General features: G+C 66.2%; 23 protein-coding genes. 16 read left to right on the top strand and 7 right to left on the bottom strand.

The genetic code is table 11. The features are described from left to right. Positions 1-718 precede the first annotated feature (718 nt). On the top strand, positions 719-1,012 hold the full coding sequence (locus QW863_RS15100; RefSeq protein WP_315715557.1) for an HdeA/HdeB family chaperone: 294 nt from the start codon (positions 719-721) through the stop codon (positions 1,010-1,012). 115 nt (positions 1,013-1,127) lie between these two features. Here QW863_RS15100 and QW863_RS15095 read toward each other — a convergent pair whose 3' ends face one another. Further along, the gene (locus QW863_RS15095) at positions 1,128-1,820 is read right to left on the bottom strand and encodes a phytanoyl-CoA dioxygenase family protein (protein WP_315715556.1); all 693 of its coding nucleotides are present in this window, start codon (positions 1,818-1,820) and stop codon (positions 1,128-1,130) included. 270 nt (positions 1,821-2,090) lie between these two features. Here QW863_RS15095 and QW863_RS15090 point away from each other — a divergent pair, with 270 nt between their 5' ends. Together QW863_RS15090 and QW863_RS15085 are read left to right on the top strand one after the other, a co-directional pair. Continuing rightward, positions 2,091-2,459, top strand: a complete 369-nt coding sequence (locus QW863_RS15090) for a hypothetical protein (protein WP_315715555.1) — start codon at positions 2,091-2,093, stop codon at positions 2,457-2,459. A 272-nt stretch (positions 2,460-2,731) separates the two neighbouring features. Then, complete coding sequence (locus QW863_RS15085; protein WP_315715554.1) at positions 2,732-2,989, top strand: hypothetical protein; 258 nt, start codon at positions 2,732-2,734, stop codon at positions 2,987-2,989. Between the two features lie 353 nt (positions 2,990-3,342). Here the strand turns inward: QW863_RS15085 and QW863_RS15080 are convergent, their stop codons facing one another. Beyond that, positions 3,343-4,611: a DUF892 family protein gene (locus tag QW863_RS15080; RefSeq protein WP_315715553.1), complete on the bottom strand. Its 1,269-nt coding sequence runs from the start codon at positions 4,609-4,611 to the stop codon at positions 3,343-3,345. A 286-nt stretch (positions 4,612-4,897) separates the two neighbouring features. Here QW863_RS15080 and QW863_RS15075 point away from each other — a divergent pair, with 286 nt between their 5' ends. Continuing rightward, complete coding sequence (locus QW863_RS15075; RefSeq protein ID WP_315715552.1) at positions 4,898-5,413, top strand: hypothetical protein; 516 nt, start codon at positions 4,898-4,900, stop codon at positions 5,411-5,413. Then, entirely contained in the window at positions 5,413-5,784 is a 372-nt protein-coding gene (locus QW863_RS15070; protein WP_315715551.1) for a hypothetical protein, read from the top strand. Before QW863_RS15075 ends, QW863_RS15070 begins: the two co-directional genes overlap by 1 nt. 33 nt (positions 5,785-5,817) lie before the next feature. On the opposite strand, the gene QW863_RS15065 is transcribed toward QW863_RS15070, so the two are convergent. Next, positions 5,818-6,627, bottom strand: coding sequence for a hypothetical protein (locus tag QW863_RS15065; protein WP_315715550.1), 810 nt, complete (start codon positions 6,625-6,627; stop codon positions 5,818-5,820). A 255-nt stretch (positions 6,628-6,882) separates the two neighbouring features. On the opposite strand from QW863_RS15065, the gene QW863_RS15060 reads away from it, so the two are divergent. Together QW863_RS15060 and solA are read left to right on the top strand one after the other, a co-directional pair. Next, positions 6,883-7,647, top strand: a complete 765-nt coding sequence (locus QW863_RS15060) for an enoyl-CoA hydratase-related protein (protein WP_315715549.1) — start codon at positions 6,883-6,885, stop codon at positions 7,645-7,647. Positions 7,648-7,668: 21 nt separating this feature from the next. Continuing rightward, positions 7,669-8,862 carry an N-methyl-L-tryptophan oxidase gene (gene solA, locus QW863_RS15055; protein WP_315715548.1) on the top strand — a complete coding sequence of 398 codons (1,194 nt, stop codon included), beginning with the start codon at positions 7,669-7,671 and terminating at the stop codon, positions 8,860-8,862. Positions 8,863-8,874: 12 nt separating this feature from the next. Here solA and bla read toward each other — a convergent pair whose 3' ends face one another. Further along, positions 8,875-9,762 carry a subclass B3 metallo-beta-lactamase gene (bla, locus tag QW863_RS15050; protein WP_315715547.1) on the bottom strand — a complete coding sequence of 296 codons (888 nt, stop codon included), beginning with the start codon at positions 9,760-9,762 and terminating at the stop codon, positions 8,875-8,877. A 107-nt stretch (positions 9,763-9,869) separates the two neighbouring features. On the opposite strand from bla, the gene QW863_RS15045 reads away from it, so the two are divergent. The 7 genes from QW863_RS15045 to QW863_RS15015 all read left to right on the top strand — a co-directional run bounded on the left by QW863_RS15045 (position 9,870) and on the right by QW863_RS15015 (position 18,567). After that, positions 9,870-11,546 carry a bifunctional metallophosphatase/5'-nucleotidase gene (locus QW863_RS15045; RefSeq protein ID WP_315715546.1) on the top strand — a complete coding sequence of 559 codons (1,677 nt, stop codon included), beginning with the start codon at positions 9,870-9,872 and terminating at the stop codon, positions 11,544-11,546. 111 nt (positions 11,547-11,657) lie between these two features. Beyond that, positions 11,658-12,587 carry a histone deacetylase family protein gene (locus QW863_RS15040; RefSeq protein WP_315715545.1) on the top strand — a complete coding sequence of 310 codons (930 nt, stop codon included), beginning with the start codon at positions 11,658-11,660 and terminating at the stop codon, positions 12,585-12,587. A gap of 100 nt (positions 12,588-12,687) precedes the next feature. Beyond that, positions 12,688-12,939: an exodeoxyribonuclease VII small subunit gene (locus tag QW863_RS15035; protein ID WP_315715544.1), complete on the top strand. Its 252-nt coding sequence runs from the start codon at positions 12,688-12,690 to the stop codon at positions 12,937-12,939. A 963-nt stretch (positions 12,940-13,902) separates the two neighbouring features. Then, the gene (dxs, locus tag QW863_RS15030) at positions 13,903-15,828 is read left to right on the top strand and encodes a 1-deoxy-D-xylulose-5-phosphate synthase (RefSeq protein ID WP_315715543.1); all 1,926 of its coding nucleotides are present in this window, start codon (positions 13,903-13,905) and stop codon (positions 15,826-15,828) included. Positions 15,829-15,857: 29 nt separating this feature from the next. Next, positions 15,858-16,418: a nucleoside 2-deoxyribosyltransferase gene (locus QW863_RS15025; protein ID WP_315715542.1), complete on the top strand. Its 561-nt coding sequence runs from the start codon at positions 15,858-15,860 to the stop codon at positions 16,416-16,418. 183 nt (positions 16,419-16,601) lie between these two features. Further along, a complete protein-coding gene (locus QW863_RS15020) occupies positions 16,602-17,339 on the top strand; it encodes a TlyA family RNA methyltransferase (protein ID WP_315715541.1) in 738 nt (245 codons plus the stop codon). Further along, positions 17,332-18,567, top strand: coding sequence for a class I SAM-dependent RNA methyltransferase (locus QW863_RS15015; protein ID WP_315715540.1), 1,236 nt, complete (start codon positions 17,332-17,334; stop codon positions 18,565-18,567). Before QW863_RS15020 ends, QW863_RS15015 begins: the two co-directional genes overlap by 8 nt. Positions 18,568-18,766: 199 nt before the next feature. Here the strand turns inward: QW863_RS15015 and QW863_RS15010 are convergent, their stop codons facing one another. Beyond that, complete coding sequence (locus QW863_RS15010) at positions 18,767-19,339, bottom strand: septal ring lytic transglycosylase RlpA family protein (RefSeq protein WP_315715539.1); 573 nt, start codon at positions 19,337-19,339, stop codon at positions 18,767-18,769. A 199-nt stretch (positions 19,340-19,538) separates the two neighbouring features. On the opposite strand from QW863_RS15010, the gene QW863_RS15005 reads away from it, so the two are divergent. Next, positions 19,539-20,381: a nucleotidyltransferase domain-containing protein gene (locus tag QW863_RS15005; protein ID WP_315715538.1), complete on the top strand. Its 843-nt coding sequence runs from the start codon at positions 19,539-19,541 to the stop codon at positions 20,379-20,381. Between the two features lie 64 nt (positions 20,382-20,445). Here the strand turns inward: QW863_RS15005 and QW863_RS15000 are convergent, their stop codons facing one another. Further along, complete coding sequence (locus QW863_RS15000; protein ID WP_315715537.1) at positions 20,446-21,300, bottom strand: DUF1194 domain-containing protein; 855 nt, start codon at positions 21,298-21,300, stop codon at positions 20,446-20,448. Between the two features lie 226 nt (positions 21,301-21,526). Between QW863_RS15000 and clpS the strand changes: the two genes are divergently transcribed. Beyond that, positions 21,527-21,832, top strand: coding sequence for an ATP-dependent Clp protease adapter ClpS (gene clpS / locus QW863_RS14995; protein WP_315715536.1), 306 nt, complete (start codon positions 21,527-21,529; stop codon positions 21,830-21,832). A gap of 59 nt (positions 21,833-21,891) precedes the next feature. On the opposite strand, the gene QW863_RS14990 is transcribed toward clpS, so the two are convergent. After that, positions 21,892-23,067: an adenylate/guanylate cyclase domain-containing protein gene (locus QW863_RS14990; RefSeq protein ID WP_315715535.1), complete on the bottom strand. Its 1,176-nt coding sequence runs from the start codon at positions 23,065-23,067 to the stop codon at positions 21,892-21,894. Between the last annotated feature and the right edge of the window lie 14 nt (positions 23,068-23,081).

The following is a 23,081-nucleotide window of genomic DNA, read 5'->3' as shown; positions in this document are numbered from 1 at the left end:
GCTCCGCGCCCGAGCTATGAGCTAAATTCCCGCCCTCACCGAGTGGAGGGCGCGAGGAAGGCCGGACCTCGGCTGAGGCCCGTGGCCCGCCTGCAGAAAAAAGGCAGGCGGCAGTCACCACAGGTACAGCCGGACAGACCCGGCCTTCCCCGCGCGATGGTTTTAACGGTCTATAGCGCGCTCTTCCTGGTGCACCGGGCTTTCTGGCCACCATGTCGCGCAATGCGCTCTCGCGCATTACGCTTGATACTAGCGTCGGAGTATCAGAACCACACGCCTTCACCGTCCGCGAGCAGCCGTTCGTCCGTGCCAACAGCACTGCGCCCGCCCGCGTCCACCGCATCCCGCTGCCAACGTCCGTGACGACCGCGAAGCGTCCCCTACCGTGCAACGGGATGGGCGTACCATAATGCTGATTTGGGGAAACGACAAAGCGATTTATGTTTTTCAGCAAACCTTGACACGATCATTTCGGGTCAACGTGATTTGCCCGACAGGCGCGCGCCCGCCGAGGCTCCCAATTCAGACCTCGGAGCCGGAAAGGCTCGATGCACCCTGCGGCTCTCCCGCTCATGCTTGACTTTCTCCGCGCGGTACAGACAGTTCCGGCCACCGCTCCCGTCGCGATCGTGATCACGGAATTCGCGCCGCTTCGCGAAGGGATTGGTGAGCCTCTGCATAGTTCATCGTTTTTGATCATGCCCATTCGGAGAACCATATGAAATCGCTCGTTGCCCCACTATTTGCCGTCGCCCTCCTGCTGTCATCTGCGCCGGCGTCGGCGGTCGTCCTCGATCTGTCGACCATGAGCTGCAAGCAGTTCGTCGAAAGCGGCGACGACACCATCAAGATGGTGCTGATCTGGCTGGACGGCTGGTACAAGGGCGATCAGGACGAAGCGCTGTTCGACACCGAGGAGTTCATCGCGAACGCCAAGAAGTTCGGCGCGTACTGCGCCGAGCATCCGACGGTCAGCATCGTGACGGCGGCCGAGAAGATCCTCGGCAAGTAACCGGCGACGCGCACCATCCGTGTCGCGTAGGGCGGGTTGGTGTTAGTGTGACCCGCCTTTCCACCGCGCCGCCAAGGGCGGATGACGCTCCGCTCATCCGCCCTCCTCCGTTGTCTCAAATGCCGAGCCATTCCAGTCCGCCCGGCAGCTCATCCGCGGCAAAATCGACTTGCAGCACGCGGCGATGGCCGGGCTGCACGGATAGTTCCGAGGCGTGCAGGATCGGTGTTGCATACAGCCAGATGTCGCCCGGCTCGGCGTGGCACGCGACGGTGCCGCACCGCGCGACGACGATCGGCACATCGGCTTCCGGGATGCGGCCGAGGCAGTGTGAGCCTGGCGCAATCAGGAGCGGGGCGTTGCCGTCGGGCACGGCGTCGAGGTGGACACGCAAGGTGACCATCCGCGCTAGCACCTCGTAAGGCGGCGCGACGTGCTGCAGGCCGCCCTTGGTGGTCCAGGGACCGAAACCCGAGAGCTCGATGCGCTCGCGCACTACGATGGTCCGGTCCTGATGCCACGGGACCGCCCAATTCATCTGCGGCGTCTTGTCGAAATAGACGGCGCGCACCGGGCGCGCGGCATCGCCGAGAACGGCGGCGGCGGCGCGGCCGACCGGACCGTCATTGGCGAGCAACGGCGTCAGCGCGGCAACACCGTGCAGCCGGGTGCCGGCCTGCGCCGGTGCGTGGCGGGACAGCGCGGCGGCGAGAGCGTGCAAAGCGGACGCATCGAGTGCCGTCGTGACGTGCAGCGCGCCGGCGTCGGTGAACTGCGATTTCTGCTGGGAAGAGAGCGCGAAGGTCATGCGCGCAGGAGACTAGAGTGCGCCGCGGGAGCTTGGCAATCGCTCTTCTTTCCCGCCGCCGAGTTCGCAATCCATGCCCACGATGGACATGAGATGCGAGCGCGATGGGGCCACCGGCGTCAAGCTTCGGTCTTGGTCCGGCATCAGGACGGCGGCGTCCGGACATAATCAGACGCAACTGGCGCCGCCAGTTTCGGGCGGCAGTTGCGTTGAAGAAGCGGGCCGAACGCCCACCGCGCGGCCCGGCTTCCTTCTTCACGCGAGAGTCCCATGTCGATCAGCTCTGTCACAACGCCCGTCGCGGCCACCGCGTCCCAGGCAAGCACCGCCACGCAATCCACCTCGTCCACGTCTCAGACGTCGTCGTCCTCGGCCACCAGCTCCGCCAGCGCCACGTCTGAAAGTTCTTCCGGCAGCGGCGGCTCATCGTCGGGTAAGACCGTGGTCAGCGAGGTCTCGATCACCCTCGACGGGATCACCACGACGACGATCACCTATTCCGACGGCTCGACCGAGGTGACCAAGACTGCCGCTGCCTCGAACGGAAGCGGCAACAACGCGCAGACCTACAATGCGCAGGGCGCGACCAATGGCGCAGCCAGCAGCACGGCTGCGTCGAGCCAAGGCGTGACGGCCTGAGGCTCGTTCGGAATCCCCGCGCCGTCCTACGAGCTGTGGGTCGCGCCGAGCGATGGCGTGGCGCCGATCGCGAGCGTCGCATCCGAACGCGCCGGTTCCGAATGAGGAACTGGACGAGCATTACAACAGCAAAACGCGCTGCGACGCACGCGTCGCGGTGACGCCGTGAAGCAACAGTCCGCGCGCGATGTCATGCGCGGCCCATTGTTAATTTGCCCCGGCGCGCCGAGTCACGCCTGCTGGCAGGCGGCTACGACAATGGGGAGACGACGATGTTGCGAAGCGTGATCGGCGCGGGAGTGCTGGTGCTGGCGATGGGGTCCGAGTTGCAGGCGGCCAACGAAGCAGGTCCGGAGACGCGGATGTCGTGCTCCGAGGTTCGCTACTACGTCGAGAAATATACCGCCGAGGTGGCCGAGATGTATGCGCGCAGCCGGGGCGCCACCGACGCCCAGATCAGCCGGGCCCGGCGCTGCCTATCGCCGGTTCACTTCCGCCGGGCGGAGCGGTCGCACAGCTATACGGAGTGAGACGGCAGCCCATGTTGGCTTGCTCGTTGTTGTCATCGCTCCCTCCACCGTCATTCCGGGGCGCCCGCAGGGCGAGCCCGGAATCCATACTCACGATGGTGGTGAGGTGCGAGCGGCATGTGGCGCGTGCTCGCCTCAAACTGAGGCCTGTGGTTATGGATTCCGGGCTCATTCACGCTGCTTCAAACGGCTGCGCCGTTTGCGCGCGAATGCCCCGGAATGACGACTGGGAGAGAGTTGAGACTCTTAGGGCAGGTTAGCCGCAGGCGTAACCCGCCGTCTTGATTTGGAAGGCGGCGGATTTGGAAGGCGGCGGATGACGCTGCGCTCATCCGCCTACGACTACGCCCTCCTCACGCCTGCTCGATCGCGGCCGGCATCTTCGCCACCGACATCAGCGAGCGGGCGACCTGGTTGAGGAGCTGGTCGGCGTTCTCCTCCTCGGCCAGCGACTTCGACAGCAGCGCGACGACGGCGCTGTGGCGGAGCTGCTGGGCGAGGTTGCGCGCGGTGGTGTAGCCGGAGATCTCGTAATGCTCGACCCGCTGCGCGGCGCCGATCAGTGCGAGGTCGGCGGCGGCATCCTCCTTGTCCTCGCTCTGGGTCATGATCTCCTGGCCTTCCTCGATGAGGCCCATCATGCCCTTGCAGGGTTTTGCGCGCGGCGTCTTCCCAAGGAGCTCGAAGCACTCGTTGATGCGCTCGATCTGCGCTTCCGTCTCGGCCAGATGCTGCTCGAACAATTCGCTCAACTGGTCGAAGCGCGCGGCCTCCGCCATCTTCGGAAGCGCCTTTGTGAGCTGCTTCTCAGCATGCAGGATGTCGCGCAGCTCGTCCATGAGGAGATCGCTGAGGCCGGATTCGTCGGCCGGCGGCGAGCTTTCGGTGACAATCGCAGAGGCTGCTCCGGGCTCGCCGGCCTGGATCGCCGGCGATTCCGTGAACACCCAGTCGCCGCCCTCGTTCCAAGGGCCCCGGGTGTCGATCTCGCCGTGGTCCCCGGCGCCGGTGGAATCGTTGAAGAACTGATCGACCAGGCCCGGCGTCGGCGCGAGGCGGCCGATGCTGAAGGCGGGCTTGCCCATGCTCTCCAGCGCCAGCGCGAACGCCTTCATGTGGGTGATCTCGCGCGTCATCAGGAATTGCAGCGCGTCCTTGGTCCCGGCATCGTCGGTGAAATTGATCAGCCGCTCATAGACGATCTTGGCGCGCGCCTCGGCGGCGATGTTGCTGCGCAGGTCGACGTCGAGCTCGCCGGTGATCTTGAGATAATCGGCGGTCCACGGATTTCCCTGCGAGTTGAACAGGTTGACGCCACCGCCGCCGGCGATCGCAATGAGCGGATCGGCCTCGGCGGCCTCGCGGTCGAACTTGGCGGGCTTCAGGTGCATGCGGGCGAGCGTGCCGACCACCTCGAGATGGCTCAGCTCCTCGGTGCCGATATCCATCAACAGATCCTTGCGGTCGGGATCCTCGCAATTCAGGCCCTGGATCGAGTACTGCATGGCCGCGGCGAGTTCGCCGTTGGCGCCGCCGAACTGCTCGAGCAGCATGTTGCCGAAGCGCGGATCCGGCTCGTCGACACGGACGGTAAACATCAGCTTCTTGACGTGGTGATACATGGGAGGCCTCGGACGTTTGCGGGGGGACGCATTGTCCGAACGGCGCGGGTACATGGTTGTTCCTTACCTCCGTGCCGGAACCTGCCCGTCAGTGGGAGCTAGATTGGCGCCATATGCACGCTGAGCCACACTGAGCAATCCGCGCGAACCCACTACGGCCCCCCGCTGCGATCCATGCGGCCGGCTTAAAATGCGGTGACTTTGCGACGACATCCTGTTGGCAGTTGGGCCGCGGCCCTTGCTAAGCTTTTCCCTGCTCGCCTAAGCTGTGGTGCTGGAGAGTGAGATGTTGATGCGGACACCAGCCAGGGAGAAACCCGGTCTCGGCGAGCGACTTCGCCGCGTCATCGGACGACTTCGCTCGCACGCATCCTCGCTCGCGTCCTCGTCGCTCACGATGACGGCCGCACCGCGACCCTACTCCTATCACTTCGCCGAGGAGCCCGACGACAGCAACATGGACGTCGCGCTCGCGGCGCTGATCGACCAGATCGAGCGGCCGGCGATGACGTCGCCGCCGAAGTTCCCATCTCTGGCGCGCGTCACTGCGTCTCGCCAGGCGCCGCACATCCCGGTCTATGAGCGGCCCCCCTATTTCGGCGTCACGCCGCGTGACATCGCGCCGCGCCCCGTCGAGGTCGAGCCCCGGCGGCTGCCCACCGAAGACCCCGTCGAGCGGATCACACCGGAGGAGGAGCTGTCGGAGCTGCGCAAGGAATTCATGAGCGTAATCTCGGCCCGGCTCGGCTCGCCCGAGGATCATCTGGCAACGATCAGGACGCTGCTCAGGTCGGTGAAGTAATGTGGGGCCGCAACAATATCGGCAAGACGGTCGAGGAACTGACCGACCATCTGCGGCTGGTCGATCACGTACGCGCGCTGCAAGACGGCCAGAAGGAGATCGCCGAGGCGATCCGCGCCGTGAACAGCCGCCTGACCTCGATCGAGGCCGAGTTCAGGGTGCTGAAAGCGGAGACGCAGCGCGACGCGCTGCGCGAGGTGCAGCACGCCGTGCAAGGCGTTCAGACCTCGATGCATGACGAGTTGACGCGGATGGCGACGCGGCTGGCGGTGCTCGAGCAGGCCTTGCGGCGCGAAGCCGTGCGGCAGCAGGCGCAACCTGCCACACCGCGCGCACCCGGCACGCTGCCGCGCCTGGACGGGGCGCGGTGAGGCGCGGGATGCCGCGCGCGACCGCAAGCCGGGTCAGCGCAGTTTCGCCGTGCGGCCCGCAACGTCGACGATGACGCTGCCGCGCTTGGCATTGTCCTCCGGAACATAGGCTTCGCCGGGCGCGAGCTTGCGCATGTCCTGCGCATCCTTCGGCTTCGGAAAGCCCTTGCCGCACGCGGTGCCGATCGTCTCGCGGTCGGCATAGGTCACGTCGGCGACCACGGTGCCCGGGCGCGGACCGGGCGCCAGCTTCGACAGGTCGAAATATTTGATCGGCTCCGCGCAGGTCACGACATTGGCCATGTCAGCCTCCGTCGTATCCTCGGCCTTCAGCAGAAAGTCGTTGGACATCGTGATGGGCTCGCGGCCGCCCCCGCTGAAGCCGATCCGGGCCACGGCGCTTTCGAGAACGCCCTGCCCCATGTGGCCGACCAGGCAGACCAGCGTATCCACTCCGTCGCTCTTGCCGGCCATCACACATTGGTCCACCCGCATACCGGGCTGGAAGCCACGAAACACGAAGGTCGCGCCGGTCTGCTCGAACAGCACCGAACCGCCGAAATCGTTCGCGCGCGACTCGCATTCGCTTTCATAGGTGACGACCAGCAGCGGATTGCCGGATACGAGGAAGCGACCGAGATGGCGTTGCGGCTTCAGCGTGACATCGCAGCCACGCTCGTCGGCCTCGGGATAGGATTTCGCACGCTTGCACTTGGCGCCCGCGATCGCGCCCGGCGCGCACAACAGCGACAACAGCGCGCGATCATTGGGGGCCGCGCCCGCACGCTCCGTGAACACGGCGCACAGCAGCAACGCCATCAGCACCGAAAAGAACTTCGTCATGTAATCAACCCTGGGGTTCAAGCTGTGACGATCACAGCCTGGCTCCCGACCTTATCCTGCTCCGATGCGACCGCAAACCGGTCATCAACCATGAATGCATGACGCCTTGCCCGCGCGACGGGATGCAACCTTCCCGTGTTTTCGTCGCATGCTCAGCCCTTGGCGCGCTCAGCAGATGATGTAGGCTGAGGCGAGAACAACGACTCGAAACGACCGGCAGCATCGCAGCCGCAGGCGCACACGCAAGAGGGGCCCATGACCGACCATCTGATCGTCACCGACGAGGGCGAGACGCGGACGATCAAGCTCAGGCGCCCGGAGAAGAAGAACGCGATCACCCAGGCCATGTATCTCGGCATGAGCGATGCCATCGACACCGCACAGAACAACCCGCTGGTGCGATGCATCATCATCACCGGCGGCTCCGGCGTGTTCACGGCCGGCAACGATCTCGAGGATTTCCTGCACGCAGGCCATGCCGCCAGCGAGGCCGCGCGCACCTCGGCGGCGACCAAGTTCCTGTATTCGCTGGCGCATAACGTCAAGCCGATCATCGCCGCCGTCGACGGCGTCGCGATCGGCATCGGCACGACGATGCTGTTCCATTGCGACTACGTGCTGGCCTCGACCACGGCGACGTTCTCGACGCCCTTCATCCATCTCGGCCTGGTGCCGGAGGGCGCCTCGAGCCTGCTGATGCCGCAGACGATGGGCTATCAGCGTGCGTTCGCGATGCTGGTCATGGGGCGCACCATGACCGCGGCCGACGCGCAGATCGCGGGCTTTGTCAACACGGTGGTAGCGCCGGGCCATACCGAGGTCGAGGCGCACAAGGTGGCGCGCGACATCTGCCGGCTGCCGGCCGAGGCGGTGGCGATCGGCCGCAGGCTGATCCGCACCGCGCCTGACGAGCTCACGCGCCGGATCGACCAGGAGGCCTATCTGTTCGCCGAGCGCATGACCTCCGAGGAGGCGGTCGGCGCGTTCAAGGCGTTCCTGTCGCGCAAGAAGAAAAAGTGACGCCGGGGTCGTCGGAGGCGCATGCCGAGTTTTGATGTCATCGTGATCGGCTGCGGCGCGGTCGGCAGCGCCGCGCTGCTGCATCTCGCCAAATCCGGCAAGCGCGTGCTGGGCATCGACCGCTTCCAGCCGCCGCATCCATTCGGCTCGACCCATGGCGAGACCCGCATCACCCGCGCGGCGATCGGCGAAGGCGTCGACTACACGCCGCTGGCGCAGCGCTCGCATGTGCTGTGGCGCGAACTGGAGCGCGAGACCGGGGCGCATCTGTTCGAGCAATGCGGCTGCCTGTTCATTCCGGCCCGCGATGGCGGCGAGGTCCACGGCGTCTCGAGCGCGCAGTTCTTCGCCAATATCGAGACCGCGGCCCGGCTGCATGGCGTCGATGGCGAGATCCTGTCGTCGGAGCGACTGCGCGCGGACTTTCCGGGCTTCGCCACTTTGCCCGGCGATCGCGCCTTCCTCGACCGCGAGGGCGGCTATCTCCTGGTCGAGGACTGCGTGCGCGCCGAGCTTGCGGTCGCCGTGCAGCTTGGCGCGAAGTTGCTGTTCGGCCGCCAAGTCAAATGGTTTCGCCGCGCCATGGGTTCGCTCGTGGTGATGACTGACGACGGTACAGCCGCATCGGCCACGACGCTGATTGTCACGACAGGGCCATGGATCACCGAGTTGATCACGCCGCTGCAGCGGCGCGTGAACGTCACGCGGCAGGTGCTGTACTGGTTCGAAATCCTTGCCAATCCCGAGCGCTTCGGCCCGAACGCGCCGGTCTTCATCTGGGACGTCAGCGGGCGCGAGCGCGCCGCATCCGACATCTACGGCTTTCCCTGGCTCGGATCGCCGGACAACGGCGTCAAGATCGCCAACGAAGTGCTCAGCGGCGAGACCGATCCCGACAACGTGTCCCGCGAGGTGACGGCGGCCGAGATCGAAGCGGCCTATGAAACCTATGTCCGGCCGTTCGTGCCGGATCTCGGCCCGCGCTGCCTGCGCAGCGCGGTCTGCCTCTACACCAATGCGCCCGGCGGCCGCTTCATCATCGATCGCGATCCCGGCGATGAGAACGTCATCTACGCCTCGCCCTGCTCCGGCCACGGCTTCAAGCATTCGCCCGCAGTCGGCGAGGCGCTCGCGGCAATGGCCCGGGGCGAGACGCCGCGCGTCGACCTCTCCGGCTTCACGCTGGACCGGCTGGCCGTCGCCGATCCAGCATAGCGGACGGCGCAACTACTTGCCGGACTGCAGCGCCGCCGTCTGCTTGGCCAGCCCGTCGTTGAACTGCGTCTCGAGCTTGTCGAGATAGGCGTTGAACTCACCCGGCTTGACGAACGGGTTGGGCGCGCCGTCGGCGATCTTCGCCCGCTTGCCGGCCATGTCATACATCTCCGGATGCGGCGCCAGCAGGATGTCGGGATGCGCCGTCTTGGCCCAGGCGAAGGTCTTCTTGTAGTCGTCGACGATGCCCGGATAGGTGGGACGGCCGACCAGCCGGTTCAGCGCCACGGTGGCGCTGCAGAAGAAGATCAGGCTGCGGGTGGCGTCGCCGTCCTTCACCTCGGTCGTCCAGCTGGTGCAGCCCGGCGAATGGCCGGGCGTCTCGTGCGCCGTCAACGTCACGCCGCCGAGCGTGACGGTGTCGCCCTCGCGCACGGCGCGGTCGACCTTGACCGGCGGGAAGCCGAGATAGCGCTCCTCCTCGCGGCCCGGATAGAAGCCGCCTTCCAGCAGCGGCACGTCCTTGGCGCCCGCCACCATCTGCGCCCCGGTTTCCTGCTTGATCTGCGCCAGCCCCCCGGTGTGGTCGATATGGGCGTGGGTGTTGAGGATGTATTTGATGTCGGCGACCTTGAAGCCGAGCTTGCCGATGCTGGCCTCGATCTGCGCGGTCGATTCCGGCATCACGGTATCGATCAGGATGTGCCCTTGCGGCGTGGTGATCAGGTAGGAGGCGAGCCCGTTGGTGCCGACGTAATAGACGTTGTCGATCACCTTGAACGGCTCGGTCGGCTTATTCCACGCCGCGACCATCTGCTTCATCAGGTCCGGCAGCGATTGCGCTGCAGCGGAGCCGGCGGCCAGCGACAATGTCGCCGCGAGCAGCATCATTCTTTTCATTCCGGCCTCCCGATGTATTGGTGTTATGAAATCGTTTTATGTCATTGCGACCGCGGCGGGGCAATCGCGCTTCGTCCCGCGGCCCCTGCATCACACGTGACCCTGCCATGAGCCGTCTCTCCCGCTTCGCCCTTGCCTGCCTGCTGACCGGCGCCGCCGTTGCAAGCATCGTCGGCCCGCCAGCATCGGCCGAGGACGAGCCGATAGCGTTGCGCATCCTCGCCATCAACGACTTCCACGGCAATCTGGAGCCGCCCTCTTCCGGCATCCGCGTCGCCGATCCCGCCGATCCAACCAAGACCACCGTTGTTCCAGCCGGCGGCGCCGAGCACATGGCGAGCCTCGTCAAGCTGCTCGCCGACGGCCAGCCCAACACGATCTTCGTCGCAGCCGGCGACCTGATCGGTGCGAGCCCGTTCCTGTCGGCGATGTTCCACGACGAGCCGACCATCGAATCGATGTCGCAGATGGGGCTCGCGCTGTCGGCGGTCGGCAATCACGAGTTCGATGAGGGCAAGGCCGAGCTGCTGCGGATGCAGAACGGCGGCTGTCATCCGACCGACGGCTGCCGCGGGCCGCAGCCGTTCACCGGTGCCAAATTCCACTATCTCGCGGCGTCGACGTTCCTCGCCGGCACCGACAAGACAGTGTTTCCGCCCTATGAGATCCGCACCTTCGAGGACGTTCCGGTCGCCTTCATCGGGCTGACGCTGAAAGGGACCCCGGGCATCATCTCGCCGGCGAGCGCGGCCGGCCTCGACTTCCGCAACGAGGCCGAGAGCGTCAACGCGCTGATCCCGGAATTGAAGGCCAAGGGCGTGCAGGCGATCGTCGTGCTGATCCACGAGGGCGGCTGGCCGTCCGGTGGCATGAACGAATGTCCCGGGCTGTCGGGGCCGATCGTCGACATCGTCAAGGAGCTCGACAGCGCGGTCGACATCGTCATCTCCGGCCACACCCATCAGGCCTATGTCTGCACCATCGACAAGCGGCTCGTCACCTCGGGCGACAAGTTCGGCACGCTGGTGACGGCGATCGACGTCAAGCTCGACCGCACCACGCGCGACGTGATCAGCGCCACCGCGACGAACATCGTCGTCGACACCAGCCTGCCGAAGGATCCGGCGCAGACCGCGCTGATCGACGCCTATGAGAAGCTCGCGGCGCCCTACGCCAATCGCCCCGCCGGCGTGCTCACCGCGACGCTGTCGCGGCTGCCGAACGCCTCCGGCGAGAGCGTGCTCGGCGACGTCATCGCCGATGCCCAGCTCGCAGCGACAGCCGCGGCGGACAAGGGAAGCGCGGTCGTCGCGATGACCAATCCCGGCGGTATCCGGACAGATCTCGTTCGTCGAGACGACGGCGCGGTGACCTATGCCGACGTGTTCGCGAGCCAGCCGTTTCGCAACCAGCTGATGACGGTCACCCTGACCGGTGCCGAGATCAAGGCCGCGCTGGAGCAGCAATGGCTCGACCCGGCGCGGCCGCGCATCCTGCAGGTCTCCAGCGGTTTCTCCTATGCCTTCGATGCGAAACAGTCCGCGGGCGCGCGGATCGATGCCGCCAGCATGATGCTCGAGGGCAAGGCCATCGATCCCGCCGCATCCTACCGGGTCACCATCAACAACTACCTCGCGCTCGGCGGCGACGGCTTCACCGCGTTCAAGAGCGGCCGCGATCCGATCACGGGACCCTATGACGACGAGGCGCTGTTCGCCTATCTCAAGGCCAACAGCCCGCTGGCCCCGCCGCCGCGCGGTCGTATCGTCAACAAGGCTTCGTGACGCCTGCCGCGCCGGGCGGAAAGCCGGTCATATCGCCCGCGGGGCTCTTTCCGAGGCTGCGTTCAGCGCATAGATTGGGCCCTCCCGCAACGCGCGAGTGGCAGAGCCCTGATGTCGACGCTGTATCTCTCTCATGAAGCCTGCCTCGATCACGCCACGCCGTCCGGCCACCCCGAGCGCGCCGACCGCCTGCGCGCCGTCGAGGAGGCCCTGACCGAGGAGCGCTTCGCCCTGCTCGATCGCGACGAGGCCCCGGAGGCCGACATCGAGCTGGCCCTGCTCTGCCACAACGAGCACTACGTCACCGAGCTGCGCCACATGGCCCCGACCTCGGGCATCATCTATCTCGACGGCGATACCTCGATGTCGCCGGGCACCTGGGAGGCCGTGATGCGCGGCGTCGGCGGCGCCGTCGCGGCGACGGAGTCGGTGATGTCCGGCCGCCACCGCAACGCCTTCGTGGCGGTGCGCCCGCCCGGACATCATGCCGAGATCGCCAAGCCGATGGGCTTCTGCTTCTTCGACAATGTCGCGATCGCCGCCCGCTACGCCCAGCGCACCTTCGGCATCGAGCGTGCCGCCATCGTCGACTTCGACGTCCACCATGGCAACGGCACCCAGGACATCTTCTGGGCCGACAAGAGCGTGATGTACTGCTCGACCCATCAGATGCCGCTGTTCCCGGGCACGGGTGCCCGCGGCGAGCGCGGCGAGCACGACACCATCGTCAACGCACCGCTGGCCTCCGAGGACGGCAGCCTCGAGTTCCGCTCCGCCTTCGAGAACCTGATCCTGCCGCAGCTCACCAAGTTCAGCCCCGAGCTCGTGATCATCTCGGCCGGCTTCGACGCCCACTATCGCGACCCGCTGGCGTCGCTCAACCTGCGGGCGGAGGATTTCGGCTGGGTCACCCGCAAGCTGATGGAGCTCGCCGACAAGACCGCCGGCGGCCGCGTCGTCTCTGTCCTGGAGGGCGGCTATGACCTTCAGGGACTTAAGGAATCCGTCGCGGCCCACGTTGCGGCGCTGACCGGGGCGTAATCCCCAGGTTCCAGCCGATCCACCCCGGCAGGGCCTGACAGGGCCGCGAGCGGGGTGTAAAAGCACGGCCCCGGAGTTGAGTGAGCTGCAGGGAACCCGCATGGCGGACAACACCGTAACCGACGTCAAGAAGCTGTCGTTCGAGCGCGCGATCGAGGAGCTGGAATCGATCGTGAAGCGCCTCGAGGACGGCAAGGTGCCGCTCGAGGAGTCGGTGGCGATCTATGAGCGCGGCGAGGCGCTGAAGCGGCGCTGCGAGGAGCTGCTGCGCCAGGCGGAGGCCCGGGTCGAGAAGATCACGACCGACGCCAGCGGCCATGCGGTGGGAACCGTGCCGCTCGACGTGCAATAGCGGCTTGCGGCCGACCGGCCGTCTCCGAGCGACAGTCCGGATTTATTTCGCTGGTTGTGGCCCGACGCGACACGCGGGCAAAGCGCCTCCCATTCGTGCAATTCAGCCGCGCATCGGTGCAACTGCATCGTCAATGGGCTTGGCCGCCAAGTGTCCCCCGGCGAAGTCTCTGCCACCGCGTTCACCGCTCGAGAGTCAGCGCGACGTCCTTCGTTTACCATGCGACACGATTGGATCCGGGCAGTTCGCCGTGGCGCCCCCCGATCCTACGATCGTGCCGTTCCGCGTCTGCGATCGTCCGGCCCGATCATGACAATGTGCTTGGCTCGCAGGTCTTCCGCGTCCGCTTCGTGACGATCCACGAAAGGCCGCACGCCTGCGACTTCTTCATGATCGTCTGCGGACCGATCCCCTGACGCGGACGCATGGCTCACCGTACCGCGGCGCGCGCAATCGCCGCATCGGCCGATTCTGCGGCGCGGGAAAAAGCCTGGACCGAGTTCGCGTCCCCGGTCTATTCCGGAGCGACGGCTGCCGTCGATTTGAGCAGAGCAATGGAACCTCCGGCATGCCGCCGCGGTTGAGACGTGGCGCAAAGGTACCGTTTGCGGGCTTGCCAACTCCCGCCGGGTTGGCTTTAAGACGCACTTTGGTGTAAAGCTTCTCGCAACTGCGGGTTTTTGGAAGTGTCCATCCTCTCCGGAGAGAGGAATCTAAGCGCTTGCAAGAGCTAGCAAAACTGACTTGGCTGAACGACTTGGCGATCTTGGGCGACTAACGAGGACGGCAAGGCCACCAAGAGTGACTTACATCACATAGATCGATCCCAAACCCGGCTAGTCTTCGGACTGCGGCTTCGATCCGCGCGGATGTGACCTTCAAGACCTCAGGTTTCGCCGCCCGTTACGATGAACCTCTCAGATGTCGGCCCTTGAACCCGACCTGCAAAATTGGAATGTCACCGTGACCACATTTAGTAAGACGCCGCTTCTCGACACCATCAAGACCCCGGAAGATCTGCGCCGGCTGAAGGTCGAGCAGGTCCGGCAGGTCGCCGACGAATTGCGCCAGGAGACCATCGACGCGGTCTCGGTGACCGGCGGCCATTTCGGCGCTGGTCTCGGCGTGGTCGAGCTGACCACGGCCATCCATTACGTGTTCGACACCCCGCGTGACCGCCTGATCTGGGACGTCGGCCACCAGGCCTACCCGCACAAGATCCTGACCGGACGCCGCGACCGCATCCGCACCTTGCGCACCGGCGGCGGCCTCTCCGGGTTCACCAAGCGCGCCGAGAGCGACTACGATCCGTTTGGCGCTGCGCACTCGTCGACCTCGATTTCCGCCGGTCTCGGCATGGCCGTTGCGCGCGACCTGTCGGGAGGCAAGAACAACGTGATCGCCGTGATCGGCGACGGTGCGATGTCCGCCGGCATGGCCTATGAGGCCATGAACAATGCCGGCGCGATGAACTCCCGCCTGATCGTGATCCTCAACGACAACGACATGTCGATCGCGCCGCCGGTCGGCGCCATGTCGGCCTATCTGTCGCGCCTGTACTCGGGCAAGACCTACCGGACGCTGCGAGATGCCGCCAAGCAGCTCGGCCAGCATCTGCCCAAGGTGATCGCCAACCGCGCCAGCCGCGTCGAGGAATATTCCCGCGGCTTCATGATGGACGGCGGCACGCTGTTCGAGGAGCTCGGCTTCTACTACGTCGGCCCGATCGACGGCCACAACCTCGACCATCTGCTCCCCGTCCTGAAGAACGTCCGCGACATGGAGACCGGCCCGATCCTGGTCCACGTCGTGACCCAGAAGGGCAAGGGCTACTCGCCCGCGGAAGCGGCGGCCGACAAATATCATGCGGTGGCCAAGTTCGACATCGCCACCGGCACCCAGGCCAAGGCCAAGCCGAACGCGCCGGCCTATCAGAACGTGTTCGGCCAGAGCCTGGTCAAGGAAGCCGAGAAGGACGACAAGATCGTCGGCATCACTGCCGCGATGCCCTCGGGCACCGGCATCGACATCTTCGCCAAGGCGTTCCCGAAGCGCACCTTCGACGTCGGCATCGCCGAGCAGCACGCCGTGACCTTCGCCGCCGGCCTCGCAGCAGAAGGCTTCAAGCCGTTCTGCGCGATCTACTCGACCTTCCTGCAGCGCGGCTACGACCAGATCGTCCACGACGTCTGCATCCAGAGCCTGCCGGTGCGCTTCGCCATCGACCGCGCCGGCCTGGTCGGCGCCGACGGCGCGACCCATGCCGGCTCCTTCGACAACGCCTATCTCGGCTGCCTGCCGAACATGGTGATCATGGCGGCCTCCGACGAGGCCGAGCTGGTGCACATGGTGGCGACCCAGGTCGCGATCAACGACCGGCCGAGCTCGGTGCGCTATCCGCGCGGCGAAGGCCGCGGCGTGGAAATGCCCGAGGTTGGCGTTCCGCTGCCGATCGGCAAGGGCCGCATGATCCGCCAGGGCAAGCAAGTCGCCCTGCTCTCCTTCGGCACCCGGCTTGCCGAGTGCGAGAAGGCCGCCGACGAGCTCGCCGCCCATGGCCTGTCCGCCTCGATCGCCGATGCGCGCTTCATGAAGCCGCTCGACGAGGAGCTGGTGATGAAGCTCGCCCGCGAGCACGACATCCTGATCACGATCGAGGAAGGCTCGATCGGCGGCTTCGGCTCGCACGTGATGCAGTATCTGTCCGACCAGGGCATGCTGGACGGCGGCCTGAAGATGCGTTCGATGGTGCTGCCCGACGAGTTCCAGGACCACGACACGCCGGCAGCGATGTACGCCCGCGCCGGGCTCGACGCCAAAGGCATCGTCCGCAAGGTGTTCGAGGCGCTCGGCAAGGATTACACGACCGAGTCGGTCAAGCTCGCCTGAGGCGAGCTTGCGTCCCGCAGTGGTGAGCCATGAAGATCTATCTGGCAGGTCCCGACGTGTTCCTGCCGGATGCCATTGAAATCGGCCGGCGGAAGGTCGCGATCTGCGACCGCCACGGCCTGATCGGCCTCTACCCCCTCGACAACAGCATCGACCTCGCCTCCTCCGACGCCTCGCGCCAGATCTTCCATGGCAACGAGGCGATGATGGACGACGCCGATGCCATCATCGCCAATCTCACACCGTTCCGCGGGCCCGGCGCCGATGCCGGCACGGTCTATGAGTTCGGCTACATGGCCGGCTCCGGCAAGCTGTGTCTCGGCTACTGCAACGACCCGGCCGTCTACGCCGATCGTGCCCGACGCTTCACGGCGGTGACGGAGCAGGACGGCCGCCTGGTCGATGGCGAAGGCCTGACTGTCGAGGATTTCGGCCTGCCCGACAATCTCATGATGATCCACGCGCTCGAGCTACGCGGCGCCCCGCTCGTCGCTCCACGCGAACGCCCTGCGGACGTCTGGCATCATCTGGCAGCGTTCGAGACCTGCGTGAGATTGGCGGCGGAGCGGCTGGCGACGAGGACGGTTTGATCCCGGGCCCCTCCGAAGCCGCGAATACGCGCGAACAGCTTGCAACACCCGTCATTGCGAGCGAAGCGAAGCAATCCAGGGCTACAAAGGAGGTCTGGATTGCTTCGTCGCGTCGCTCCTCGCAATGACGGAGTTCAAAATTCATTGCGTCGCCCTCATCTCACCTATCTCGCGATCCGGCCCATGACCCCTGCCCGCAAACGTGCTGACATCCTCCTCGTCGAACGCGGCCTGTTCGAGAGCCGCGCGCGGGCGCAGGCGGCAATCGAGGCGGGGCTCGTGTTCGCCAACGACAAGCAGGTGGGCAAAGCCTCGGAGAACATTCCCGCCGACGCCGTCCTGCAGGCCGAGCCGGCGCATCCCTGGGTGTCGCGTGGCGGCGTCAAGCTGGCGGCGGCGCTGGAGCATTATGGCATCGAGGTCGAAGACCATGTCTGCCTCGATGTCGGTGCCTCCACCGGCGGCTTCACCGAGGTCCTGCTGGCGAATGGCGCGGCGCTCGTGTTCGCAGTCGATGTCGGCCGCGACCAATTGCACCCATCATTGCGCAATCACCCGAAGATCATCTCGATGGAGCAGACCGACATCCGCAGCTACGACGGCAAGCGCCTGCCGCAGCGCCCCGACGTCGTCGTGATCGACTGCAGCTTCATCTCGCTCAAGGCGGTGCTGCCGGTCGCATTGTCGCTCGCGGCCTCGCCGATGAGCCTGCTGGCGCTGATCAAGCCGCAATTCGAGGCGCAGGGAAAGCACGGCAAGGGCGGCATCATCAAGGATGCAAGCGTGCATGCCGCCGTCTGCGACGACATTGCGGCCTTCGCCGCCTCGCTCGGCTGCAGCGACATCGAGATCTTCCCGTCATCGATCAAGGGCGGCGACGGCAACGCCGAGTTCTTCCTGGGAGCGCGCCGCCATGGTTGAGCGTCTCGTCATCGACCATGTCGGCCATCGCGGCGATGGCGTGTCGCTGTCATCGGGCGAGGCGCTGTACGTGCCCTACACGCTGGCCGGCGAGACCGTCGAGGCGGCCGTCGTGCCCGGGCATCCCGATCGCCGCAAGCTGCTCGCGGTGGAGGCGGCGAGCTCGGAGCGGATCGCGCCATTCTGTGCGCATTTCGGCGTGTGCGGCGGCTGCGCCATCCAGCACTGGATGCCCGGGCCCTATCAGCAGTGGAAGCGCAACATCGTCGTCGAGACGCTACGGGCCGCCAAGGTCGACTGCGAAGTGGCCGATCTGATCGATGCCCACGGCGCCGGCCGGCGCCGCGCCACCTTCCACGCCCGGATGGGCACGCACGACGTCCTCAGGGTCGGATTCTCGGCCGCCAACAGCCACGACATCGTGCCGATCGACCGCTGCCCGATCCTCGACCCCGCTCTGGACAGTGCGCTGGAAGCCGCATGGGCGCTGGCGGAGGCGCTGAAGCCGACCGGCAAGCCGCTCGACATCCAGGCGACCGCGACCAGCAACGGCCTCGACATCGACATCCGCGGCTCCGGCCCGCTGCCGCCGCCGCGCGTCGCGGCCCTGTCCCGCCTCGCCGAACAGCACCGGCTGGCGCGGCTGACGCGCCATGGCGAGCTGGTGCTGATGCGCAATGCGCCCGTGGTTACGATGGGGACGGCACAGGTGACGCTGCCGCCCGGCTCGTTCCTGCAGGCCACCGTGCAAGGCGAGGAGACGCTGGCGCAATTGGTGATGGAGCGGATCGGCAAGGCCAAGCACGTCGCCGACCTGTTCTGCGGCGTCGGCCCGTTCGCGCTGCGGCTCGCCACGCGGGCGCGCGTCACCGCCATGGACAATGATGCCGGCGCGATCGCGGCGCTGCAAAAGGCGTCTGGCACACCCGGCCTCAAGCCGATCAAGGCCGAGGCGCGCGACCTGTTCCGCCGCCCGCTGATGTCGCCGGAATTGCGCGACATCGACGCCGTCGTGTTCGATCCGCCGCGCCAGGGCGCTCAGGCGCAGGCCAGGCAACTCGCGGCCAGCAAGGTGCCGGTGATCGTCGCGGTGTCCTGCAACGTCACGACGTTCGCGCGGGATATGCGCATGCTGATCGACGGCGGCTACAAGCTCGAGACCGTGGTGCCGGTCGACCAGTTCCGCCACACCCCGCATGTCGAGCTGGTGGCGAGGCTGGTGCGGTGAGCACCGTCAACGGATTTACGAGCGAGATCGGCTTTTTCGGGGAGCGCCAAGCGTTGCCCCTGCAATGACGCACGGAGCTCGCGCATCACGCTCGGTGCGTCCCCTCGCCCCGCTTGCGGGGAGAGGTCGACTGAGAACGCCGCTGACTATGAGCACGAACTCGTAGGCGATCGACCAGCGATGTCGCCTATCCGATGCGCTACCTCACCACGCTGACCTTCACCGGCGCGACGCCGGAGTTGACCATGCCGAGCGCCTGCGCGGCTGAGTAGGACACGTCGACCACCCGCCCCTGCACGAACGGTCCGCGATCGTTGACGCGCACCACCACGGAGCGGCCGGTCTTGACGTTGGTGACCTGCAGGCGGGTGCCGAACGGCAGGCTGCGATGCGCGGCCGTCAGCTCGGAGGGATTGAAGCGCTCGCCGCTCGCGGTCTTCTGGCCTTCCGAATAGTAGCTGGCGAGACCGGACGCTCCGGAGTGCGCCGGCGGCGGGCTGAGCTCGGCCCGCCGGACGCGCACCACTGACTCCGGCGCCTTCTCCGCACGCTGCACCTGCGGCCGAAATTCGGCTCCGGCTTGCTTCGTCGGCGCCGCCCAGCGCGCCTGGCGGACCGCCGATGATTGCGCGCAGGCTGCGAGCGAAGCCGCCGCCGCACACACCAGCGCTGCCCTGAGAAGTTGGCAAGCGAGCCCTGCACGCGGACCTTGGATGACTGACGAGCGCCTGACGCGCTGCGCGGGACGTGCTGTCCGGTCGATGATACGCATGTTCTGTGCGCCTCCGCCTCAACCCGCTCATGGTCGCGGCCCAATCGCGGCGGCACGGTGGCAAAGGGAAATTTGCGAGAGATGCAACCCCTGGTTTTTGGGAGATTGTGGCTTAATGGCAACAGATCAGCCTGAACAGCGGCCCTGTGGAGTTTTTCCACGCAAGAACTTCATACTGTCATCCTGGGAGAACACGTGAATGCCTGACCCGCTGCTGACCCGCATCGTCGGCGAACTTGCCGATGTCCCGGGACTGCGCGCCATCGCGCTCGGTGGATCACGTGCGCGCGGCACCGCGCATTCGGGCTCGGACTACGACGTCGGGCTCTACATCGCATCCAGGCACGACCTCGACACCGACGTGCTGCGCGAAGCAGTGCGGCGGCTCGTCGACGACCCGCAAACGCTCGAACTGACGGCGGTCGGCGGCTGGGGACAGTGGATCGTCGGCGGCGGCTGGCTCAGAATCGACGGGCACAAGGTCGACCTGCTCTATCGCGAGATCGATGCGGTCGGCGGCGTGATCGACGACTGCCGGAAAGGGCGGATCGAGATGCACTACCAGCCAGGCCATCCGCATGGCTTCGTCTCGGCGATCTGGATGGGCGAGGTCGCGCTCTGCCGCCCGCTGCACGATCCCGCGCAACTGCTGGCGGGGCTGAAGTCGCGCTGCACGCCCTATCCGCGCCGCCTGCGCGACGCGATTATTACGCGCTTCCAGCGGGAGATCGCATTCAGCATCGATAATGCCGAGTTGGCTGTCGGGCGTGGCGACCATACCCACGTCGCGGGCTGCGCCTATCGCGCCCTCGCCTGCCTTGCGCAGGTGCTGTTTGCGGTCAACGGGCGCTACCTGATCAACGAGAAGGGTGCGCTCAAGGAGGCCGTGACGTTTGGACTGGCACTCGCCGATCTGACGGCGCGCGTGGAGCTCATCTGGCAATCGATCGGCAATGGCGAATTCGGTGCGGCGCTCCGCAGCCTGCGGGAGGTCGAGGCCGAATTGAAACAGGCGTTGGTCCATGCTGCGACGGCCGGCTGAGATCGGCGCCTTACCAATCAAGTCTCCCCGCGCGCGCGCCTGCTCGGCAGCCCGGGCCTGCGGGTCACCGCCCCCAGCGGTCCTGCCAGATCTTCTCGCCGATCGTGCAGGACACGCGCGGCTCCTTGTCGGCATCGTCGGCGACCGGCACGATCCGCGGCGGAGGTGAGCGTCCGGCAACCTCCATCAGCAGCTTGGTGCGGATGGCTTCCTTGAACTCGTCGCGGCTCTTGATGGTGACGACGAACGAGCCGTGACCGCCGGTGACGCAATCCTTGTAGTAGAGATCGAGGTTCTCGATATCCATCGTCGAGTAGGACGGCTCCTTGACCATGATCGGCAGGCCGTTGATGGTGATGCCCTTGTTGACGGCCTCGTCGCGCGCAATCGTCACCGGGGAGGGGCCGTTGTTGTTGGGCCCGTCGCCGGAGATGTCGATGACGCGGCGCAGCCCGCGATAGGGATTCTCATCGAACAGCGGCATGGCGAAGTAGATCGCGCCCGAGATCGAGGTGCGCGACGCGCGGCGGATCGGCGTCTTCATGATCTCGGCGGCGACGGCGTCGGCACTTTCCGGTCCGTCGATCAGGCGCCATGGAATGATGATCTTCTGGTCGCTCGAGGCCGCCCATTCGAAATAGGTCACGGCGATGCGGCCATGCACGCCGCTCTTCAGCGCCTGCAGGAACTCGCGCGAGCTGAGCGCCTGGGCGTAGCCTTCGCGCTGGATCGCCAGCTCGTCCAGATCCATCGAGTAGGACACGTCGACGGCGAGGATCAGTTCGACGTCGACGGACGCTTCCTTCTCGCTCAGCTGCTGCGCCGGCTGGGCCCTCGGCGCGGCCACGACGCTGGCGACGTCGCCGCCGGCCAAGGCGCCCGCCAGACTCGCCACCCCGATCGAGATCCACCAGCGCATGAGCTGCCCTCCAATCGCGTCCGATGATGGTGACATGCAATCCGCAGAGCGCAAAGCGGGAACGCACACATCCATTCACATTCCGGTTAGTCCCCTGGGGTTTGCCCGGATGTCAGGCAGCCGCGTGCGCCCATCGCGCAAGGCATGCAGCCCGTGGTTTCCCGGAGCGGCCGAAGCCTGTATCGTGGCGTGACTGCCGCATCCGGAACACAGGCGCGCCCTTAGAATGAACGATGCCGTCACCAAGCCCAAGACGAAGGTACGCACCAAGACCGAGCGTCCGCGGCTCTACAAGGTGATCCTCGTCAACGACGACTTCACGCCGCGCGATTTCGTGGTGATGATCCTGAAGGCGGAATTCAGCATGACCGAGGACCAGGCCTACAAGGTCATGATCACGGCGCATAAGCTCGGCGTCTGCGTGGTGGCCGTGTTCACCAAGGACGTCGCCGAGACCAAGGCGACGCGCGCGACCGATGCCGGCCGCGCCAAGGGCTATCCGCTGCTGTTCACCACCGAGCCGGAGACCTAGAGCATGATCTTTCGGAAAACCGGTTTCCACCTTTCCGGATCGTGCTTCAGGCCGGAGAACTAATCCTCTTCGCGAAGCCCGAACACGCGCTGCTCCGTCGCAAGGCCCGCGATCGGGAACGCGCCGAGATCGGTCCATGGTTCGGCACAGGCTCCGGCGAAAGTCTCCGAGGCGACCACGGTGCGCCTCAGCCGCGCGGCGATCTTCTCCAGCCGGGCCGCAAGATTGACGGCCGGACCGATGCAGGTGAAATCGAGCCGGTTGCCGCCGCCGATATTGCCATAGAGCAGCCGTCCGACATGCAGCGCGACGCCGAAGCGGAAGCGTTCCCCGGTGCCGCCGGCCGCGTATTCGAGCGCATCGACGCGGGCCCGCGAGGCGCGCGCCGCCGCAAGGACGCGGGCGCAGACCTCGGTCGGATCGCCGCCCTGCTCGCGAAACGGAAACACCGCGAGCAGGCCGTCGCCCATGAACTTCAGCACCTCGCCGCCGTGCTCGCGGATCGGATCGACCTGGCAGTCGAAATAGTGGTTGAGGATCGCCACCACGTCCTCAGCCGGCAGGCGATCGGACAAGGGCGTGAAGCCGCGCAGATCCGACAGCCAGATCGCCGCATCCAGCGTATCGGTATGGCCGCGGCGGATCTGGCCGCCCAGGATGCGCTCGCCGGCGCGATTGCCGACATAGGTGTCGAGCAGCATCGAGGCCGTACGTCGAAGCGTGACGATCTCGGTGTAGCGCGCCAAAGCCGGCATCAGCGAGCGGATCGCATTCAGATGCGCGTCGGTGAAGCCTGTTGGAGATTTGGTGGTCCAACTCGACGCGTGGACCGCACGGTCGATGAAGGTCAAAGGTAGAGTGAAGTAGTCGGTCACGCCTTCGGCCCGCAGATCCATCAGGATCGGAAAGAGCTCGGCTTCCCGATCGCGAGGATCGGCCCTGAACTCGGTCCCCTGCTCGAACACGCGCGCAAGCGGGCTGTCCCTGTAGGCCGGCGTGCTCTCGAAGCCGAAATCAACCGAGCCCATCTCGACCTCCGCCCCCTGGCGCCAGATGAAGCTGCGGCCGGCGATATCAGGATGAAGGGTGCGGACGAACACGCCCACGCGCCACAGCGGCACGCCGAGCCCGACCAGACGATCGCAGCATTCGGACATCATCTGGCTCGGCGTCGCCGCGGAACGCGCGCCGTCGACCAGCCAGTCCTTGATGTCCCGCAGCTTGGAAGTGTCCATGGGACGACACTAGG

The organism is Bradyrhizobium sp. SZCCHNR1017 (assembly GCF_032381375.1).
Classification (GTDB): domain Bacteria; phylum Pseudomonadota; class Alphaproteobacteria; order Rhizobiales; family Xanthobacteraceae; genus Bradyrhizobium.
The sequence above is the reverse complement of the archived record's forward strand: the minus strand, read 5'-3'. Positions and strand labels throughout refer to the sequence as shown.

Coding starts and splice junctions, on each gene's coding strand:
- QW863_RS15100 (WP_315715557.1), top strand. CDS start 719: ATGAAATCGCTCGTTGCCCCACTATTTGCCGTCGCCCTCCTGCTGTCA.
- QW863_RS15095 (WP_315715556.1), bottom strand. CDS start 1,820: ATGACCTTCGCGCTCTCTTCCCAGCAGAAATCGCAGTTCACCGACGCC.
- QW863_RS15090 (WP_315715555.1), top strand. CDS start 2,091: ATGTCGATCAGCTCTGTCACAACGCCCGTCGCGGCCACCGCGTCCCAG.
- QW863_RS15085 (WP_315715554.1), top strand. CDS start 2,732: ATGTTGCGAAGCGTGATCGGCGCGGGAGTGCTGGTGCTGGCGATGGGG.
- QW863_RS15080 (WP_315715553.1), bottom strand. CDS start 4,611: ATGTATCACCACGTCAAGAAGCTGATGTTTACCGTCCGTGTCGACGAG.
- QW863_RS15075 (WP_315715552.1), top strand. CDS start 4,898: ATGTTGATGCGGACACCAGCCAGGGAGAAACCCGGTCTCGGCGAGCGA.
- QW863_RS15070 (WP_315715551.1), top strand. CDS start 5,413: ATGTGGGGCCGCAACAATATCGGCAAGACGGTCGAGGAACTGACCGAC.
- QW863_RS15065 (WP_315715550.1), bottom strand. CDS start 6,627: ATGACGAAGTTCTTTTCGGTGCTGATGGCGTTGCTGCTGTGCGCCGTG.
- QW863_RS15060 (WP_315715549.1), top strand. CDS start 6,883: ATGACCGACCATCTGATCGTCACCGACGAGGGCGAGACGCGGACGATC.
- solA (WP_315715548.1), top strand. CDS start 7,669: ATGCCGAGTTTTGATGTCATCGTGATCGGCTGCGGCGCGGTCGGCAGC.
- bla (WP_315715547.1), bottom strand. CDS start 9,762: ATGAAAAGAATGATGCTGCTCGCGGCGACATTGTCGCTGGCCGCCGGC.
- QW863_RS15045 (WP_315715546.1), top strand. CDS start 9,870: ATGAGCCGTCTCTCCCGCTTCGCCCTTGCCTGCCTGCTGACCGGCGCC.
- QW863_RS15040 (WP_315715545.1), top strand. CDS start 11,658: ATGTCGACGCTGTATCTCTCTCATGAAGCCTGCCTCGATCACGCCACG.
- QW863_RS15035 (WP_315715544.1), top strand. CDS start 12,688: ATGGCGGACAACACCGTAACCGACGTCAAGAAGCTGTCGTTCGAGCGC.
- QW863_RS15025 (WP_315715542.1), top strand. CDS start 15,858: ATGAAGATCTATCTGGCAGGTCCCGACGTGTTCCTGCCGGATGCCATT.
- QW863_RS15020 (WP_315715541.1), top strand. CDS start 16,602: ATGACCCCTGCCCGCAAACGTGCTGACATCCTCCTCGTCGAACGCGGC.
- QW863_RS15015 (WP_315715540.1), top strand. CDS start 17,332: ATGGTTGAGCGTCTCGTCATCGACCATGTCGGCCATCGCGGCGATGGC.
- QW863_RS15010 (WP_315715539.1), bottom strand. CDS start 19,339: ATGCGTATCATCGACCGGACAGCACGTCCCGCGCAGCGCGTCAGGCGC.
- QW863_RS15005 (WP_315715538.1), top strand. CDS start 19,539: ATGCCTGACCCGCTGCTGACCCGCATCGTCGGCGAACTTGCCGATGTC.
- QW863_RS15000 (WP_315715537.1), bottom strand. CDS start 21,300: ATGCGCTGGTGGATCTCGATCGGGGTGGCGAGTCTGGCGGGCGCCTTG.
- clpS (WP_315715536.1), top strand. CDS start 21,527: ATGAACGATGCCGTCACCAAGCCCAAGACGAAGGTACGCACCAAGACC.
- QW863_RS14990 (WP_315715535.1), bottom strand. CDS start 23,067: ATGGACACTTCCAAGCTGCGGGACATCAAGGACTGGCTGGTCGACGGC.